The 18,807-nt window shown below is 52.9% G+C and carries 8 protein-coding genes and 1 other RNA gene; 5 read left to right on the top strand and 4 right to left on the bottom strand.

The features are described 5' to 3' along the window. Positions 1–330: 330 nt before the first annotated feature. The 3 genes from P8N76_04990 to P8N76_04980 all read left to right on the top strand — a co-directional run bounded on the left by P8N76_04990 (position 331) and on the right by P8N76_04980 (position 13,526). Positions 331–5,970: a lamin tail domain-containing protein gene (locus tag P8N76_04990; GenBank protein ID MDG2381007.1), complete on the top strand. Its 5,640-nt coding sequence runs from the start codon at positions 331–333 to the stop codon at positions 5,968–5,970. 318 nt (positions 5,971–6,288) lie between these two features. After that, the gene (locus P8N76_04985; protein MDG2381006.1) at positions 6,289–12,726 is read left to right on the top strand and encodes a lamin tail domain-containing protein; all 6,438 of its coding nucleotides are present in this window, start codon (positions 6,289–6,291) and stop codon (positions 12,724–12,726) included. A gap of 401 nt (positions 12,727–13,127) precedes the next feature. Next, on the top strand, positions 13,128–13,526 hold the full coding sequence (locus P8N76_04980) for a toxin-antitoxin system HicB family antitoxin (protein MDG2381005.1): 399 nt from the start codon (positions 13,128–13,130) through the stop codon (positions 13,524–13,526). Between the two features lie 142 nt (positions 13,527–13,668). Here P8N76_04980 and P8N76_04975 read toward each other — a convergent pair whose 3' ends face one another. Then, positions 13,669–14,610 carry a PEP-CTERM sorting domain-containing protein gene (locus tag P8N76_04975; protein ID MDG2381004.1) on the bottom strand — a complete coding sequence of 314 codons (942 nt, stop codon included), beginning with the start codon at positions 14,608–14,610 and terminating at the stop codon, positions 13,669–13,671. Positions 14,611–14,880: 270 nt separating this feature from the next. Here P8N76_04975 and P8N76_04970 point away from each other — a divergent pair, with 270 nt between their 5' ends. Next, complete coding sequence (locus P8N76_04970; protein ID MDG2381003.1) at positions 14,881–15,387, top strand: YfcE family phosphodiesterase; 507 nt, start codon at positions 14,881–14,883, stop codon at positions 15,385–15,387. Positions 15,388–15,397: 10 nt separating this feature from the next. Here the strand turns inward: P8N76_04970 and rnpB are convergent. Beyond that, an RNA gene (gene rnpB, locus P8N76_04965) (RNase P RNA component class A) lies at positions 15,398–15,783 on the bottom strand. Positions 15,784–15,993: 210 nt separating this feature from the next. On the opposite strand from rnpB, the gene P8N76_04960 reads away from it, so the two are divergent. Further along, positions 15,994–17,283, top strand: a complete 1,290-nt coding sequence (locus P8N76_04960; protein ID MDG2381002.1) for a hypothetical protein — start codon at positions 15,994–15,996, stop codon at positions 17,281–17,283. 10 nt (positions 17,284–17,293) lie between these two features. Here P8N76_04960 and P8N76_04955 read toward each other — a convergent pair whose 3' ends face one another. Together P8N76_04955 and P8N76_04950 are read right to left on the bottom strand one after the other, a co-directional pair. Next, positions 17,294–17,695 carry a DUF423 domain-containing protein gene (locus P8N76_04955; GenBank protein MDG2381001.1) on the bottom strand — a complete coding sequence of 134 codons (402 nt, stop codon included), beginning with the start codon at positions 17,693–17,695 and terminating at the stop codon, positions 17,294–17,296. Positions 17,696–17,721: 26 nt separating this feature from the next. Next, the gene (locus P8N76_04950; protein MDG2381000.1) at positions 17,722–18,807 is read right to left on the bottom strand and encodes a membrane dipeptidase; all 1,086 of its coding nucleotides are present in this window, start codon (positions 18,805–18,807) and stop codon (positions 17,722–17,724) included.

Here is an 18,807-nt window from a genome sequence, read left to right as displayed (position 1 = left end):
GGCAATCGCTTCGGCGGTTAGAGGGGCCGCAGGATTCGTGGCTGAGAGTGGGCTATCGAATTTTTCGGGCATTTCGCCCCGTCTGGGGTCCCGGTGACACTGTTTCTTAGCGCGTTTTTGCAGCTAAAACCGCTTGACGCTTTTCCGCGCTGGCCGTTTTGAGTTCTCTCGTCTTGACACAAAGCTGCCGAATTGTGCAAGTTCTGTCAAATATGGAGCCGTCTGCTAGAACAAAATAGATGTATTTCGCCGCGATCCTGCTTATCGTGAGAAGGCCGGATTGGTGTCGCGTGCGAACGATGCCAGCGTCGATTCAGCTCGAAAGTGATCATGCGAAAGCGTCGAATCAAGCTCTGTCATTTTGAGTCGTTAGAGACGCGCAGGCTGTTAGCCTTCGATGCATTGGTGATCAGCGAATTCATGGCCGCCAATAGTTCGACGTTGGTGGACGAAGACGGTGAGTACAGCGATTGGCTGGAGATTCACAACCCGACTGCGGAAGGAGTTCAGCTGAATGGTTGGACCTTGACCGATGACGCCGATGATTTGGACAAGTGGCCGCTCCCGCCGTTGGAGCTTGCGGCTGGAGACTACCAAGTCGTGTTCGCATCGGGGAAGGATCGTGTGAACGGAACTGGTGAACTTCACACGAACTTTCGTTTGAGAAACGCGGGGGAGTATTTGGCACTCGTTGGTCCAGAGGGCATTTCTCAGGAGTTCAGTCCGGTATACCCACGTCAGTCATCTGATGTTGCCTTTGGTCTCGTTGTTGACCAAACCCAATTGATTGGTCCAGATTCTTCTTTTCGATTTACCATCCCTTCCGCCGACAATGACGAAACGGGAAATAGCTGGACCACCGTTGATTTTGATGAAGCGGATTGGACCCAGGCAACCGGAAGCTTGGGATACGAATTGCGGAAAGGCTTGCCAAATGTCGGTTTTGAAGCGGGCGATTTTCAAAATTGGCAGGTTCGAGGAGAGACCGACGTGGTCACGGCTTCGGTTGGTTCGCAACCAACTCAGGGTGGGCAGCAGGCAATCTTGCGCACCTCACAAGACGCTCCAACCCGTTTTAGCTTGGAGAATTTCTTGGGGCTTGGACGTTTTGCTCTCGACAAAGTTGGCAATGGTTCCGTGACCCGTGGGTCGGTGTTGAAGCGTGAATTGGAAGTGGAAGCGGGTAGTCGAATTGAGTTTGATTGGAATTTTCTTACGAATGAGCCAAGGACAAACGGCTTTGATGACTTTGCCTTCGTTTCAATCGCGCCAGATGTCGGTGTGATTGAACTTGCTGGTGTTGCTGATGTCGAGCAGCCATCCGGCACCTCTTTCGCCCGGGAATCGGGCTATCGGAAGTTTTCTCATACGTTTGAGAGCGGGGGTTCGTACACCCTTGGTATTGGTGCGGTTAACTCGGAAAGTCGATTCAATGATTCGGGCTTGTTGATTGATAATCTGTTGGTTGATGGTGTTGGCTCATTGTCGGATACGTTCTCAGGACTGATTGATAATGATCTAACCGCCGAGCTGACGGGGCAGGCGGCGTCGATTTGGATTCGTCAAGAATTTGATCTGTTGGATCCTGGGGCATTTTCCGGCATTGTGGTAGACACGCGGTACGATGACGGTCTAGTGGTCCATTTGAATGGTCAAGAAGTCATCAGACGAAATGTGCCCACGGAGGTGCGATGGAATTCACTCGCAGTGACACCTCGGCCAGATTCGCAAGCAATTGAATCGGAATTTATTGCCATTCCGGTAGATTTGTTGCGGGCGGGCAAGAACGTTTTGTCCTATCAAGGGCTCAAAGCAACTGCCGACGATGAGAGTTTTCTGTTGCAAATGGGGCTGGTGGCGACGAGTGAACTGGATCCGACACCGGCCTATTTGCCGACAGCGTCGCCCGGCAGTCCCAATTTGACAACACCGTTTCGTGTGGTTGAGGGGGTTCAATTCAGCGAGGTTCACGGTTTTTATGACGAGTCTTTCGACCTGACTTTGACCACGTCGACTGCTGACGCCAAAATTGTGTATACGTCCGACGGATCGGTACCCACACTCACCCATGGAACGGTCTACGACTCACCTTTGACTGTCGATTCTGGTACCGTGCTTCGGGCCGCAGCTTTTCGTGAAGGATTCGAGTCGAGTTCGGTGAGCACTCGTTCTTTTCTGTTCGTTGAAGATGTACTAACTCAGAGTCGCGCAAGCGCAAGAAGGAAAGGTTTTCCAAGCGAGGTGGGCCAATGGGATGCGGATTATGCGATGGATCCGCGGATCATTGGCCAAAACGGCTCCGACCGGTATGGATCACGCTATGCCGATACGATTCGCAATGATCTCAAGTCGGTGCCGACGCTTTCAATTGTGATGGAAATGGATGACCTATTCGGCAATCGTGGAATCTATTCCAATCCCACCGAACGGGGCGTTGAGTGGGAGCGTCCCACCTCCGTGGAATTGATTGAGCACGACGGTGGGGCTGGATTTCAGGTTGACGCAGGCCTTCGCATTCAGGGCGGAATTTCGCGTTTCATTTCCAGTAAAAGCTCCCTCCGACTACTCTTTAAAGAGGAGTATGGTGCGTCCAAGCTCGAGTACCCATTTTTTGGCTCCGAAAATGCCTCCACGTTTGACTCGATTTCCCTTCGATCAAGTAGTGGCGAGTATCTTGTTGGGATCCATTACATCCGGGACGAATTCCTGCGACGTTCCCAGTTGCAAACGGGTAATTTGTCTTCGCATGGAACTTACATGCACCTGTTCATTAATGGACTGTATTGGGGGATGTACAATCCGGTCGAGCGTATTGACGGTCAATTCGCCGCAAATTACTTCGGCGGCGAAAAGGAAGACTACGATGTTTTGAATGCGGGAGATTTGGGACAGGAAGGTGTCAGCGCTGTGATCGGCAGCCTGGATGCCTGGAACAGGCTGATTGACTTATCGCGCGATGTTGCTCGGGCTGGCAATCAACAGGACAAGACGGCTGCCTATTTGCGTCTCCAAGGGCGGAACTTAGACGGTTCCCGCAATGATGATTGGGAAGTCTTCTTGGATGTCGAGAATTACATCGACTACCTGATCACAAATGTCTATGCCAAGAATGGCGATTGGCCGATTCGAAACTACTACATGTCACGGCGTTTGGGACCCGATAGCACAGGTTTCCAGTTCTACGTCTGGGATGCTGAGTTCACGCTCGATCAAGGACAAAAAGAATCGATTGCCGAGGTCGGTAATGAAGGGCCGGGAGCGATCTATCAGCTCTTGAAAGAGAGTGAAGCGTTTCGAGTAAATTTCAGTGATCGGGTGCAAAAGCACTTTACGGCAGGTGGTGCCTACTTTGTCGACCCGGCTAACGCCGAGTACGATCCCGAGTATCCTGAGAAAAATGTACCGGCTGCTCTCTATGCGGATCTTGTCGAAGAAGTGAAATCACCATTGGTTGCCGAATCGGCTCGATGGGGAGACGGACGTGGACAACCGATTGGTACGCTATTTACGCGTGATGAGCGTTGGTTACCCGTGGTGAATTCGAATCTCGATTCGTTTTTTTTCGTTCGCTCTCGGTCGTTACTAGGCGACTTGCGCCGAAATGGATTCTATCGTGACGCACCTGAATTCAGTTTGCCAAGCGGGGCAATCGAAGCTGGCCAGCGTATCGAGATGTCGGCGACGACCGGCAATATCTACTATACCTTGGACGGTAGTGATCCTCGTAATCCTGATGGTTCAATCTCCCCAACCGCGTTGGCAGGAGATGCCGTCGAGATCCAGCAACGAACGACGCTCAAGACGCGTCGTCTAGCAGCGGATAAGTGGTCGGCCATCGGTGTGGCGGAATATTTCACCGACACACTTCCTGCCAATGCAACTAATCTTAAAGTGGCCGAAGTCAATTACAACCCGCACGACGCTTTGCTGCCATTTGGCGAATTGGATGTCGACAACGATGAATTTGAATTCATCGAGCTAGTGAACATCGCCGATCGTCCGATCGATTTGACGGGAGTACAATTCTCGCGTGTCGGTGGCGAGGGAATTGATTTCAAATTTGGGTCCCAACTGCTTGCTCCCAACCAACGGATGGCGGTGGTCAGGAATCGTGAAGCCTTCGCTTCGCGATTCGGAGACGACCTGTTACTCGCTCGTGGGCTTGGTGATGATGCTAGCCAATGGGTTTATAAGGGGAAACTGGGCAACGGTGGTGAGTTGATTTCATTATTCGATGTTTTGGAGAAGCCGATTGCAAAACTCCAGTACGACGATTCGGATGCGTGGCCTGAGCGAGCTGATGGGGCGGGCAGTTCGTTGGAAGTGATTGATTTGATGGGGGGGGCTGGGGATCCAAGCAACTACCGTAGCAGCAGTGAGATCGGAGGTTCACCGGGCGTGGCTGGGCTTGGTGCTGATAATCGAATCGTCATCAATGAACTCCTCGCAAATTCTGATGAACCGACTCTCGATCGAATTGAATTGTTGAACACGACGCCCAATGATCTCGATCTAGGTGGCTGGTACTTAACCGATACGCAAGACAATCTGACTCGCTATCAAATTCCTCAGGGATTCAGTATCGCAGAACATGAATTTGTAGCGTTAGCACAAAGTGAATTTGGTTTTGGACTGAATGCGGTTCGCGGTGATGATCTCTTCCTTGTCGAATCTGCTTCGACGGGAAAGCCGATCCGATTTGTGGATCGAGTTAAATTTGGGGCCACCGATCCGGGGGTCACACTGGGGCGTTGGCCCGATGCGGACGGCCGACTTTTCCCGATGGAAATCGCCACCTTGGGTGCTGAGAATTCCGGGCCGAAGTTACCGCCGATTGTAATTACCGAAGTTGCTTACGATCCGCAAGATCCCGATGATGATGGGCCCTTCACGGCAGCCGACTTCGAATACCTGGAAATTTACAATCGATCTGCTGCAGTTATCGATCTCGGGGATTACTCACTTGACGGATCTGTCCAATTCTCGTTGCCTCTTGGTGTCCCGTTGCAACCCGGCGAGGCGGTGGTCGTTGTGAAGTTCGATCCACAGTTGGACGCCGAGCGAGAAATAATATTTCGATTGGCGTATAGCGTCGACTCGTCAGCGAACTTGCTGGGGCCGATGACGGGCGAGCTCGGAGATGAGACCGGCATCGTTCGTATTGAACGAGAGTCGATTGACGGTCGTGAGGATCCTGATCGATCCCAAGTTTTGGTTGATCGCGTTCCGTATCGGAATTCGGAGGATTGGCCCAGCGATTTGAATGGCACGCGGCAGGCATTAACACGTCGTGCCCCGGATGCCTTCGGTGATTTTGCAACGAGTTGGAAGTCACAAAAGCGAACCCCAGGTAAGACGGACTTCAACCCATTTTCACCGGGTGATCTCAATGGTGACGGACTCGTGAACGTCGTCGATATTGATGAGCTATGCTCCGCTGTTCGGGCGAATTCTGGAAATCCAAAATTCGATCTAAATCGCGATGGAATGACGGATGATTCCGATTACCAATTCTTGATCCGAGACATTCTCGGTGTGGTTCCGGGTGATGCCAACCTGGATGGAATCTTCAACAGCGGTGACTTGGTACTTGTCTTCCAAGCGAATGAATATGAAGACGTTTTGTTCGACAACTCTTCGTGGGGTGAGGGCGATTGGAATTGTGACGGAGAATTCGATACGGCGGATATTGTTGTCGCTTTCCAAACCGGTGAATATGCAGGGTTAAGTGCTGGCATCGCGGCCATTCCAATCCGGCTGCCGGTCTGGCAATCGGATCCGACGGAGCGAGAACGAAACGGGAAGAATCGGCTGCGAATGCCGAAGTTGGATTCTCCCAGCAAACCGTTGTTGCCTGAGCGTGACAGGCAGGAGAACGAAAACTTTCAAGTTTTTGAGAAACGTTCACAACGGCTGAGGAATGCGCTGCTGAAACCAGCGATAATTGATCGTTTTTTTGAACAAATGTAGGCCGCGAATCAATGGGCCGTTTGGCAATGCGTTTGGCCTCCGAATTTGTTTTTTCTCTTGAACATTGTTCAGAATCCTTGCCGAAAAATCGCGTCTTGGAATATACTCAAAATGAGCGTCCTACTCGGGGCATATCGAGGCCGTTGAGCTTTCGTTCGGTGGTTGACGATTATGGGGCGCTTTTCGTATTTCTTTTTGACTCTCGCAATGGAGCGGTCGTAGATCGCGTGGGTTCACGTAATGCGGACGAGGCTCACTCTTTGAGTCGCAGAGCGTTTTCGGTGCACTCGTTCTCGCTCCATGCGGCAGGAACAGCGAATGATGGTAAAAAGCGAACGATCACGTTTTCAGAGTTTGTCTGGATTCGAGCAGCTTGAATCGCGCCAATTGTTGGCGGCTGATTTGGTGATATCCGAATTCCTGGCGGTCAACGATTCCGGCTTGGTCGATCAGGATGGGGACTTTAGCGATTGGATTGAAATACACAATGCCTCCTCGGAGCCTGTTTCGTTGCAAGGTTGGCATCTGACGGATGATTCCCTGGACCTCACTCGCTGGCAGTTTCCGAGTGTAGATCTGGACGGAGGAGAGTATCAGCTCGTTCGTGCATCTGGAAAAAACCGGTCCGATCCGTCGGCCGAATTGCACGCTAATTTCAAGTTGAGTGGAGACGGGGAATTTCTTGCGTTGGTGCGACCGGATGGTTCAACGATTGAAGATTCGTTTGCGCCTGAGTTTCCCGGCCAAGTCAGCAATGTTTCCTATGGCGTCTCAACCGATCTGTCAGAAGCTGGCTACTTTACCGTGGTGACTCCCGGGGCCGCTAATTTGCAAGCTCCGATAGATGATCCGTTGCGGACGCTGATCATTAATGAGGTCATGTACCACCCTCGTAGTGAACGTGACGAAGAAGAGTTCATCGAAGTGCTCAATCGAGGAATTGAACCCGTTGATTTAGCCGGTTGGCGGTTGTCGGGTGGCATTGATTTCGACTTTCCCGAGCTAACGCTGGGGACGGGAGAATTCCTGGTCATTGCCGCGGACCCAGCGGCGTTTCAGGCCATCTACAGTGATCAAATCCAGGTAGTCGGTCCCTGGGTGGGCCGGCTGAGTAATCGTTCAGATACGATTAACTTGCGGGACGCTGCTGACGAACGAATTGACCGAGTCGTTTATGCAGACGAAGGAGACTGGGCGGTCAGAGGCCGGGGGCCAAATGACCTCGGTTCACAAGGTTGGGTTTGGCTCGATGATCACGATGGCGGTGGAAAATCATTAGAACGCAAAAGCAGTGAGGTCTCCGCTGAATTTGGTCAGAATTGGGCCGCCAGTTCCATGGTAGCCGGAACGCCCGGTGCTGCGAATTCCGTGGTTTCAGCGGATTTGGCTCCCTTGATTCTCGAGACGCAACATTCCCCAGCGATTCCCCATTCGACCGATGTTGTGGTGATTACGACGCAGATTGTCGACGAGAGACTCAATCCGATCCAGGTGACGCTGAATTGGCGCATCGATGGGCAACCAGAATTCAATTCCACGTCGATGATAGACGATGGGAACGCGGGTGATGAAATCGCTGGTGATCGCAATTATTTGGCGACGATTCCCGCCCAAGGCGATCTAGCGGTTGTCGAGTTTTTTGTGCAAGCGACAGACGAGGCAGGCAATTCACGCAGTTGGCCCGCACCGACGGCCGAGTCCGGGCAAATGACAAATGCGTTGTACCAGGTCATCGATGCTTTTGATCCAACGATCGCTTGGGGACCTGCAAGTCATCCGCAGTACTTTGAAATCATGACTGCCGCCGAGCGTCAGGAGTTCACGGACATCAAACGTCGAAGTGATGCGGAGATGAATGCGACGTTCATTAGTGTTGATCAGGCAGGGATCAATGTGCGCTACAACACAGGAATTCGAATTCGCGGGAGTGGGAGTCGTAACGCGAATCCGCCGAACAATCGAATCAATATTCCGTCTGACAATCCCTGGCAGGGAGTGACGGCGATCAATCTTAACGTCGACCATCCTGAAGATCAGATTGCCGGAAGTGCTTTGTTTCGAATGGCCGCTTTGCCTACATTCGACGCGAAGCCGGTGCAAATGTTTAGCAATGGCGTCAATCTTTTCGGCGAAAGATTCTATGCTCATATTGAGCCTTTAAACGGTGATTTTGCCGAGAAACATTTTCCACTCGATGACGGCGGAAATATTTACAAAGGTCGACGTCCTAACGAATCCCCCGCGGGCGGTCGCGGCGCAGGCTTAGTTTACTACGAAGATCCGGTAGCCTACGTCAGCTATATCAAGTTGACGAATGAGAGTGAGGCCGATTGGTCAGACGTGATTCATTTGACCCATGTCTTGAACAATGCGCCCGATGAAACCTACCTCGAACAAGTTGCAGAAGTGGTCGACATCGATCAGTGGTTACGCTATTTCGGGCTTCATGCGCTGCTGGGTAATACCGAAGGCGGATTAGTCAATGGCGATCGGGCCGGCGACGACTATGCGATGTACCGCGGTGTTGAGGATTCCCGCTTCGTCATGCTTTCTCATGACCTCGATTCACTGTTTTCGGGAGTGACCCGTGGTATCTTCAATGCCACGAACGTGCCCGCGTTGCGCCGGCTGATACTGCACCCTGAGATTCGCCCTCGTTATTATGAGCATTTGCACGATTTGATCGACAACGTCTTGCTGACGGATGATGCGAGAACCGTTGTTGAATCCGTTTTGCGCGATGTGCAGACAGCCGAGCAAATCGACAATATCTTTAGCTACTTGCAGGCACGTGCGGCTTACGTCAAGTCGATTACGCCTGTCGGTATTGCGATCGAACATCATCTGGACGATCAAAGCGGGGTGTTACGGAGCGATCGTGATTCGACTGAGTTACACGGTCAGGTTAACTATCGAGCCAATTCTCTCACGGTGAACGGCCAAGCGGCTTCGTTGAGCGCTAATAGCAGTTGGGAAATTGGTAGTTACACCAGAACAGCCGTTAGGACGGGAGCTACCTGGAGTTATCTGGATGGTGGAAAAACGCCTTCCACCGACTGGAATCAGCTTGGATTCTCTCTTACGGAAGATTGGGGGGAGGGGCGTGCGCAGCTTGGTTATGGCGATAAAGATGAACGAACTGTACTCGACGATGGGGATGATCCCGATGCGAAGCCCATTACCTATTATTTTCGACATGAATTCGATCTGGCAGATGCGTCCAGCTATTTGACCTTGAGTATGCGTTTGCTGCGAGATGATGGGGCGGTTGTTTATATTAACGGGGAAGAAGTTGCTCGCAGCAATCTCCCCGCAGGTGAGATCGCTACTGATACGCTGGCGTTGAGCAATATTCGAAATGGATCGGCGGAACGAACTTATCATTCCTTTCCACTCGATCCCGCAATTCTGCAGGACGGCAAGAATCTCGTCGCCGTTGAAGTTCATCAATTTGCTCCTGATGACGCGGACCTGAGTTTTGACTTCTCGTTAGCCGGACGATACCAGCGACCTGCGGGCATTCCACTCAATCCCGGTATCAACCGCTTGGTGGTGCAGGCGACAAGTGGTGCGGATGGGGCAGGCGAAATTGTTGCCAAAGATTTTATCGACGTTTGGTACGATGACGGTAGTGTGCAGGAAATTAGGAACGATCTGCCGGTCGGCGAGACGGTTTGGACAGCAGCCGAGGGGCCTTATCAGATTAGGGGCGAGTTATCGGTTCCTGCTGATGCCGTACTGAGGATTGAACCCGGCACGTCTGTCTTTTTCGAACCTGACGCTCGGTTGACTGTTCGAGGCAGATTGATCGCTGCCGGGACAGCCGATCAGCGTATCCGTTTTACCACGGTCCCCGGGCAGCCATTTGTGCCGGACTTGGAAGGTTTGCCTGAAGGACCGGCCAGGTGGGCAGGAATCCAATTTCGAGGATCCAAGTCGCCGGAAAATACCATTGCGTTTGCCGATCTTGAATACGCTCAGGACAGTAATGGTTCGATTGGCGTCATCAACAGTCAACTGGTCGTTGATGATGTGAGCTTTGCCGGGACGCATTTGCGCATGATCTATGGGAACAATGCGTCTCTCGTTGTACGGAACTCCGTTTTTCCCGACATGTTTGCAGCGAATGAAGATCCAGCCCAGCTGAGGCTCGACAACGTGTCGGAGCACATCAAGCTGAGTGGTCGAACGCCTGAGGGTGGGCTATTGCTGATTCAGAACAATCAGTTTGGCACGAATAAGGGCCACAACGATGTGATCGATGCGGACAGCAATCGAGTGGCTAACGGGCCTATTCTGCAGATCCTTGACAATGTCTTTCAAGGAGCAGGTGACGAATTACTCGATTTAGGCGGTGACGTTTATGTTGCAGGCAATCTGTTCAAGCATGTGTCCAAGGATGATTCGACGAGTGATCGCGGATATGCGAATGCTATTTCTACCGGAGATGCTGGTGCCAATACGACTTTGGTGGTCGCGCGAAATGTGTTTTATGACGTCGATCACGGGATCAATCTGAAAAATAATGCGGCGACGATCTTTGAGAACAACACCGTTGTGCAAGTGCACCCTGATTTTGAAGATCGTTTTGGCAATCCGAGCGTCAATGCGGCAATCAACCTTTTCGTCGATGAGCCGGGGGCGAAGCCTGGCAAAGGCGCCTTTGTTGCTGGAAATATCTTTGCGGATCTGCCACGCGTCTTTGGCAACGTCGATTTGCCGGCAGGACAGATTACCGGTTTGCAACTTGAGAATAATTTGTTGAGCCCGGAGGTCGCACTCGTTGCTGTGGCTGATCGTTCGAGCAATACGATCAACTTGGGAAGTGGGAATCAGGTGGGTGACCCGCGCCTTACCGATCCCTTGGGAGGCGATTTTTCCCTCGGGCTCGGTTCCGTGGCTATTGCTCAGATTCAAGGATACGATTTCGGCGCTGGCGTTGCTGAAGGTGCCTGGATTAGTGGTGAACCGACGTCGCCAACGGTCGAGCGAGATGTGGTGCTGACCGTCGGGGGGCCGGGGATTTTTGCCTATCAGTATCGATTGAACGGTGGGGCTTGGTCGGACACCCTTTCGATTGGGAACGGTTACGATCCGAATGGTACCATTCGAACCGACCAAATCGAATTGGCGGGGCTTTCCGATGGAGAGTACACGGTTGAGCTGTTGGGGCGTGATTTTGCTGGCAATTGGCAGACGGTTCCCACCACGTCACAAACTTGGACTGTAAAAGGACAAGCTGACAACCTGATAATCAGCGAACTGCTGGCGGTGAATCAAGAGACACTTGTCAATTTTGGTGCCCAACCTGATTTGGTTGAACTGCACAATGCTGGAAACGAGACGGTCAATTTGCGCGGTATGAGCCTTTCAGACGATCCGTCGGATCCGACGAAATTCGTATTCACCGACGACTTGTTGATTCAGCCCGGTGGATATCTGTCGCTCATTGCCGATGATGCCAATACCCCCGGATTGCATCTGGGCTTTTCCTTGCGACGAGAGGGAGAGGGCGTTTTTCTCTACGAAGCCGTTGGCGAGCAAGCAGGAAATCTTGTCGATTCGGTGGAATTCGGTTTGCAGATTCCTGATTACTCGATCGGCCGCGTGGGGATCGATCGGGACTGGGCTTTGACTGTTCCGACTTTGGGAGCTCCCAATCAAAGGGCGTTCGTCGGCGATGCCAAATCCGTGGTTATCAATGAATGGCTCGCGGAAAGTAGCGAACAGTCAGACTTTGTAGAGCTCTATAACTCAGATCCCTTGCCTGTCGAGCTGAGCCACTACTATTTCAGCGATGTGGTGGATGGGACACCTCAACGTCATCAATTCGCAGCGCTCAGTTTCATCGAAGGAAATGGGTTTACCGTGCTTCGAGCCGACGGTGATCCCAAGGAGGGTGCCAATCAGTTGGACTTTAAGTTGTCGTCCGACCAGGAGAGTTTGGGACTCGTCGATGCGGAACTCAAGCCGATCGATATTGTCGTCTATCAGCCTCAAACGCCCGGCTTGTCCCAGGGGCGATTAACGGATGGAGGCGTCGATTTCGCCACCTTCGAATTGCCATCCCCTGGCTGGGCAAATGGAGGGGGCTTTCCCGGAGATTTCAATCGAGATGCGATTGTGGATCTGCTCGATGTCGAGCTGATTTGCGCCGCCGTGCAGAACGGTGCGGAGCCGCTTGGGCCCTATGACCTCAATCGAGACTCGCGGGTATCCGATCTGGACCTTCGCTATCTTATTGAAACCGTGTTAAAGACCTCCTTCGGAGATGCGAATCTCGACGGTGTTTTCAATTCGGCCGATTTTGTCACGGTTTTTCAGGTCGGGCACTACGAAGATGGCCTTGTCGGCAACTCAACCTGGGCAACCGGTGACTGGAATTGTGACGGGGAATTCTCGTCAGCCGATTTTGTCACCGCTTTTCGGCGTGGTGCTTATACCGCCTCGGCCGTTCCCGTTGCAGCCGTTCCCCTAAATCGGCAAATCGCTGCCAGTCGCGTCGCTGCCAGTCGCGTCGCTGCCAGTCGACCTGAAAACTGCCGTGAGATCGATCGCTTCTCGTCGATCCAAATTGACGCTGTCCGAGGTCGCTCGGTGGCTGAGCTTTTGCCTGCAGCTACCAACATCGCTTGGTGTGCTGGCAAGCCATCGCAGCAAAGAATCGACCGATTCTTTGCAGGGAACTCTGCTAGCGACTCGGAGCTTCTTGACGAGCAAACGCTCGCTTCCTTGTTGGAAGGACGATTCGCCTAAATCGTCCGAATTGGGAACTGCTCCGCTTCGCAATCGAATTGAGCAGCGCGATTTCTTACTCGTAATCGATAGTACTCGATCGAAAGAATGTCCCATTTCAGCTTGTTTTTGATGAATTTCAGCTTTTTTAAAGAATCTTGCGATTCTTGCGCGGGCAAGCTTGGGAATCGGAATTGGGGCCCTGCCTAAAGATTAGGCAGGGAGGGGACTGCTAGGAAAAGTGGCATGGTTGCTTGGTTTGATAGCATGCTAGTGCTGTCACTGCAAGTGCTTTCACTGATTGCATTTATGTGCTGCTCTTGACTTGGATGCGGCGATTGCGACATAACCGCAATCACGGTGGTCGCGACGTTTGGTTTTGTCCCTGAACAAGGAAGATCTTAGGTAGGAAGGAGCCAATTATGGAACTGGTTCAACAACAAGAAGAAAATCGTGAATCGAAGGTTTATCGAGTTGCCGCCGATCTGTATCGGCAGGATCCAGACTGGGTAACATTCTTTCGTGAAGTCCTGGGTGTCGAAGGCGTCGTCCGACGAGTCTTCGCAAGTCCTTTGGATTTGGCGAAATTTGAGCAGACGCAAGAGTACACAGAGATTCAGCAGATGGTGGCGAAGCTCCGTGAGCGAGCTAGTGAGCCGGCTGATGCCCGAGAACCCACTCGAGTGATCACCGTCCGCTTGCCGAAGAGTTTGCACGAATCGCTGCGTACGGAGGCTCACGAACGTAAGACGAGCATGAATAAGCTTTGTATCTCGAAGCTATTGCAGATGGTCGATGAGGGGCTGATCCCGAACGACTGATGATGGCTCGCAAGAGTTAGATTTTCAAGGCGGTCCCGCTATTTGGGACCGCTTTTTGTACGTCACGGCAGTTCTCAATCGAAATTGTCCAAACCGCCTTCGTTTCGCGACCGGCGGTGTTGGTTATTTTCGGGTGGGATGCTCAATTCTTCTTTCGAAGGCCGAGCAGGCCGAGCAGGCCGATAAGTGACAGGAGGGCCGAGGAGGGCTCTGGAACCTGAGTGATTGTCAGGTTGTCGTAGATTCCAAAGCTGAATTCAGGCTTGGTTGAAACGGAAGTAAATAGATCTGCGAAGGTTACTGCGACATGTCCATCGAGATTGGATAGCAGGCCTGCGCTCGATTCAATGGTGCCGATTTCAAAGTCGTCAATCGAGAATTTGGCCGTTTGCGGACAGCCAAATCCGCCGCAGGGGACGTTTCGAACGTTGATTTCCATGGTGTGCCAGGCGTAGCCTAGCGTGCCATTCGGGGCGGTGACGATCGTATTGGTCGGGTTAAACACGCTGGAGTCGTTTTGTGCTTCGGGCGTTGTTTGGCCGGGAAACTTGGCCTGCAAAGCGGGATCAAGCGAGTTATCTTGTGACGAAATGGCATAAGCGCCGCTATCCATCGCCAGTTCATTGGTGTCGCGGTATAGCCGATAATCGCGACTGGAATCGCCGTCGGTGTCGCCCAGCAGTCCGCCTCCACTGAAGGCTTCGCCCGCGTTGGGGTTAAAGCCGACGAATCCGCCGCCAAATTCGGTCGTTCCACCGCTGGAGTTGAAGTTCAGATAGAAATCGAATCGCACGTCGTAATCGCCGACCATGCTGATGTCTTTGGGGGAAGCAGAGATGCTGGCAACAGCCCCTTCGCTGATGTTAGCTGCCATCCATAGCCCGGTGGTGCCTCCGCCATTGGGTGGTGCCGGAATCCCGTATTTGCTGTAATCGAAGCCAAACTGATGCGAGGTGTCAGGGGATCCAACAATCGTCCAGCCCGCTGCGTTGTCCATGTCGGGAGTGTACTGTTCGGCTTTGCCACTCGATGCTGCGATCGAGCTGATGCAAAGAGCGAGCATCACGAAAAGTTTGATCTTCATGTTTTTCCCTTGCTGAGTTAGAAACAAAAAAACGCCTCTCGCTGTTACCGAGGTGATGATCGCTCGGTAGCAGCGGCAGGCGTCGAATTGTCGAGGGTCAGTGGCGTTGCCTTGTTGACGCGTCAAGAAAGGTTGGCGTTAGGTAAGAGCGATTGAGCTTTGCAGCGCTGGGTTCACTGCAGCGTGACTACGCAAACTACCCAGGATGAAATGACCTGTCAAACATGAATTGGCCCCGTGTTCAAACATTTGAACGGAAAACCTGTCGAGATGCGAATTGGAATCTTTGCGGACGCGCATGATCATTTGCAGAACATTCGGTTGGCGGTCCAGCGCTTTAATGATTGGGATTGCGATTGGGTTGTCTTCGCCGGAGATTTGGTCTCGACCTTTGCCGTTCCTCCCTTGCGCCGGCTGAAGTGTCGGATGGTATTTTCTTACGGTGACAACGAGGGAAATAAAGTGGGCATCCGGGGGGGGATGAGCGTGATTGGTGAGGTTGCCGAGCCTCCGTTCTGTTTTCAGGTAGAAGACGGCACCCGATTGTTGGTGACGCATCAGTTCGAGCTGGTGCGGGGACTGACGGATGGTTCTGACGTAATCATCTACGCCCACACGCATCGAGCTCGGATTCATCATGATCAACAGGGGCGTCTCTTGATCAATCCGGGCGAAGCCAGTGGATGGTCATTTGGTCAATCAACAATTGCTCTATTGGAGACCGATCGCATGGAAGCGCAATTGATTAAGCTGCAGGCGAACGGTGAGTTCGTCTGACCCAAAAAACCCCCAGAGTGGACCTGTAAGCCGGGTTCTGTTGTCGCTTATCGCGACCGGTGATCATTTATCTGGGATGCCGATTGCTCGACACCTCGCGCAGCCTACCCGAGAGTGATTGCGGACCGGACCGGTTCGCGGGCACGACGGGCGCACCCTACTCTCTGCTTGGCCTTGCTCCAGGTGGGGTTTACCTAGCCGAACGAGTCACCCCGTTCGCTGGTGAGCTCTTACCTCACCGTTTCACCCTTACCCGGCGAGCCGGGCGGTTTACTTTCTGTTGCACTTTCCCTGGCCTCACGGCCGGTCGGTGTTACCGACCACCTTTGTCCTACGGAGCCCGGACTTTCCTCCCATTCACGTCGAACGTGAATCAGCGATCACCCGGTCCACTTTGGGGCTGGCCTAAGCCTAGACTGCTCGTCGATTGAGTGAAAGCCCGTCGCTTTGGATGAAAGCAGCTCCATTTGATCAAATCACGCTTGTCTGACAAGCTTGAATGGTAAACTAAGGTCGTTCGCTTTGGTGGGCTGAGATGGTGCTCCGTTGGTTTCGGAACGATGGAGTGGGCCACTGCCTATCCCAACTGCTTTTGAGGCTCAAACGATGCTTTCACTCAATCGATGCTTGCTACTCGCTTGCTTGCTCAATCTGTTATGGCTGGTTGCCCAGGGAACGGCTGATCCATTCCAGGTTGGCGCAGCCAAAGCTCAGATCACACCGAACCCTTTGTTGCCCGTTTCGGGGGGGATGGGGCCGCCTGCGCCCGCCAGGCAAAAACGGGGCGAATTGATGGCGCGAGCGATGGTCGTCAGGAAGGGCACGACCACAGTCGCGATTGTGAGTGTTGATTTGCTCGGATTTCCAAGCGTGTTGTGTGATCGAGTCAGGGCGAAGGTGGCCCAGATTCCACCCGAGCAGATTCTGATTGGAGCAACCCATACACACAGCGCTCCAGATGCGTATGCTTTTCCCGACGGTCAAGGGGGCCATACGGCGGATCTGAAATATCTTGATTTTGTTTGCGAGCAAACCGCAGCGGCGATTCGCCAGGCTTTTGAGTCGCTCCAACCCGCTGCCTTAAGAATTGGAACCGCCAAGACGACGCGCCGAATTGCTTACAACTACTATGCACCCGATTTGTACGATCGTGAGATGAGCGTCATTCAGGCAGTGGATTCAGCCGGTCGGGGAATAGCAACGCTGGTTAACTTTGCGGTGCATCCGGAAGTTTTGGGTAATCGGCTTGGAATTGTCAGTCCCGATTTGGTCGGTCCGATGTGCGACCGATTGGAGCAAGATTATGGGGGTACCGCATTGTTCATGAATGGGGCCATCGGTGGCATGGTGACCGCGGATAATCGGGATCTTGAGCGAATAAAAGATGCGCGGCGCGGATACTGGCACGATCTGCGGACTTGGGATGAGTGCTTGCGGATCGGAAATGCGATGGCCGCTGAAGCGAGGGAGATCCTCGAGCAAACCAAGCTTCAGCAGGATCCTCCGCTGGCGTGCAAGACTGTGAAGGTCAAGTTGCCGGTTGAGTCCGACGTGATTTGGGCTGTTGTCGAAAATTCACCACTCAACTACCCTCGCAATTCCGATCGAACGGTGACGACTCAGATTAATCTGGTCACTTTGGGGGACGCTCAATTGTTGACCATTCCTGGAGAGGCGATGCCGAATATCGGGCTTTATTTGAAGCGTAAGATGAAGGCCAAGCATCGACTTTTGTTAGGACTAACAAACGATGCCTTCGGTTACATCTTGACCGAGGTCGACTTCAATAGCTTTGATCGTTACGACTATGTTTCGGCAACGTCGCTTGGAGAAATGACCGGGGAGATCTTGATCGAGAAGTGGCGCGAGTTACTCGAGCAAGCGAATGCTCCTTGATGCGTGCGAGCTATTCCGATCTCGCAATGCTAATTGCGAACAGTACCCAGCCTGTGATGAAGCAGAGACCGCCGATCGGCACCACCATCACTGCGATTGAGTTGGACGTAAGCGACCAGATATAGAGACCGCCAGAAAAAAGGGCGATCCCCAATAGAAAAGCGTAGCAGGAAGCTGTGCCCGTGCGTGTTCCCGCTTGCACTTGTAGAACACCAATCGCCAGGATCGCGAGAGTGTGATACATCTGATAACGGACGCCAGTATTTAAATTCGCTTCACGTTTTGCGATTGCTGCGACTTCTAAACCTTGTTTGCCCAGGTACTTTGGCAAGGCGTGAGCACCAAATGCACCAATGGCAACACCGATGGCTGCCAAGACGGCTGATAGGATAAGCAGAGACTTGCCGGACATCAACGCGGGTTCCTGTTCTCGATGTTTCAGTTTTGTGGAAGGTGTTGTTCGAAGAAGCTCAGCCAATTCTTACCGAAAATTGCATCGATCGCTGCAGCACTGTAGCCTCGCTTCGCAAAGATGTCTGCCAGATTCTGCAGGTCAGCATAGCAGTCTAAACCCACAGGCGTCTGCTCGGTACCATACCCTCCGTCGAGATCCGTACCGAGCGCGACCTGTTGGTGATTTCCGGCTAATTGGCAGATGTAATCGACGTGATCTGCGGCTGACTCCATTGAAACAACGGCCCGATCTGTCACGCCTCGTTCCCAGCCAGGGTAGAGCATCCAGGCATCAAAGGCGATTCCGAGAATGCCGGAACGCTCAAGGAGCAGTCGAATTTGATCGTCGCTGAACTGGCGAATGCCGGGCACCACGCTTCGGCAGTTTTGATGGCTGGCCAGAATGGGCCCTGCAAAGTGGTCTAACGCCTGGAAAAAACTGCGGTCGCACAAGTGTGTCGTATCGAGAATCATCCCCAGTCGTTCGAATTCGGACAGCAGGGCGACGCCATCCGGCGTGACAGGTCCATCGTCGCCGGTGCCAGCCGCGTATTTGCTGCTGCCATAGTGCACCAAGCTCGCACACCGCAATCCAGCGTCAAACCATTCGGCGGCCTGCTGGGGGTGGCAGATCGCGTCGCAGCCTTCCATGGCGGGAATGATGCCGATCGGCATCGATTGCCAGTCTGGCGAGGATTCCCATTCGGCCCAGTGTTTTTGGAGTGCGAGTGCGTTGGTCAGGATTCGAACTTCATCCGTTTGCGCCAAGACGCGGTAATACGCGAGTTGGCTGTGTGCGAATCCATAGGCGTTGGCATGATTGGGGAAATCCAGGCTGCTGCCTTGCACCGTCACGGAGCTACCATAGGGCACGCGGGCCATCATGGTTGCCAAGCAAACAGCCGTGCCAGCACGTCGAAGTTCTGGCAGGCTGATGGTGGCACGTCCACGCGAAGGATGGTCGTCCACTTGATCCGTTGCGTTCAGTTCCGTCAGCGGAAGACTGAGATCCCGTTTCCACGAAAGGGCATTCCAAGCAAGGTCGAGGTGGGAATCAAAAATTAGACGCAT

The sequence above is a fragment of the Pirellulaceae bacterium genome, assembly GCA_029243025.1.
In the GTDB taxonomy this organism is placed as follows: domain Bacteria; phylum Planctomycetota; class Planctomycetia; order Pirellulales; family Pirellulaceae.
This window is presented reverse-complemented; position numbering and strand designations above follow the sequence as displayed.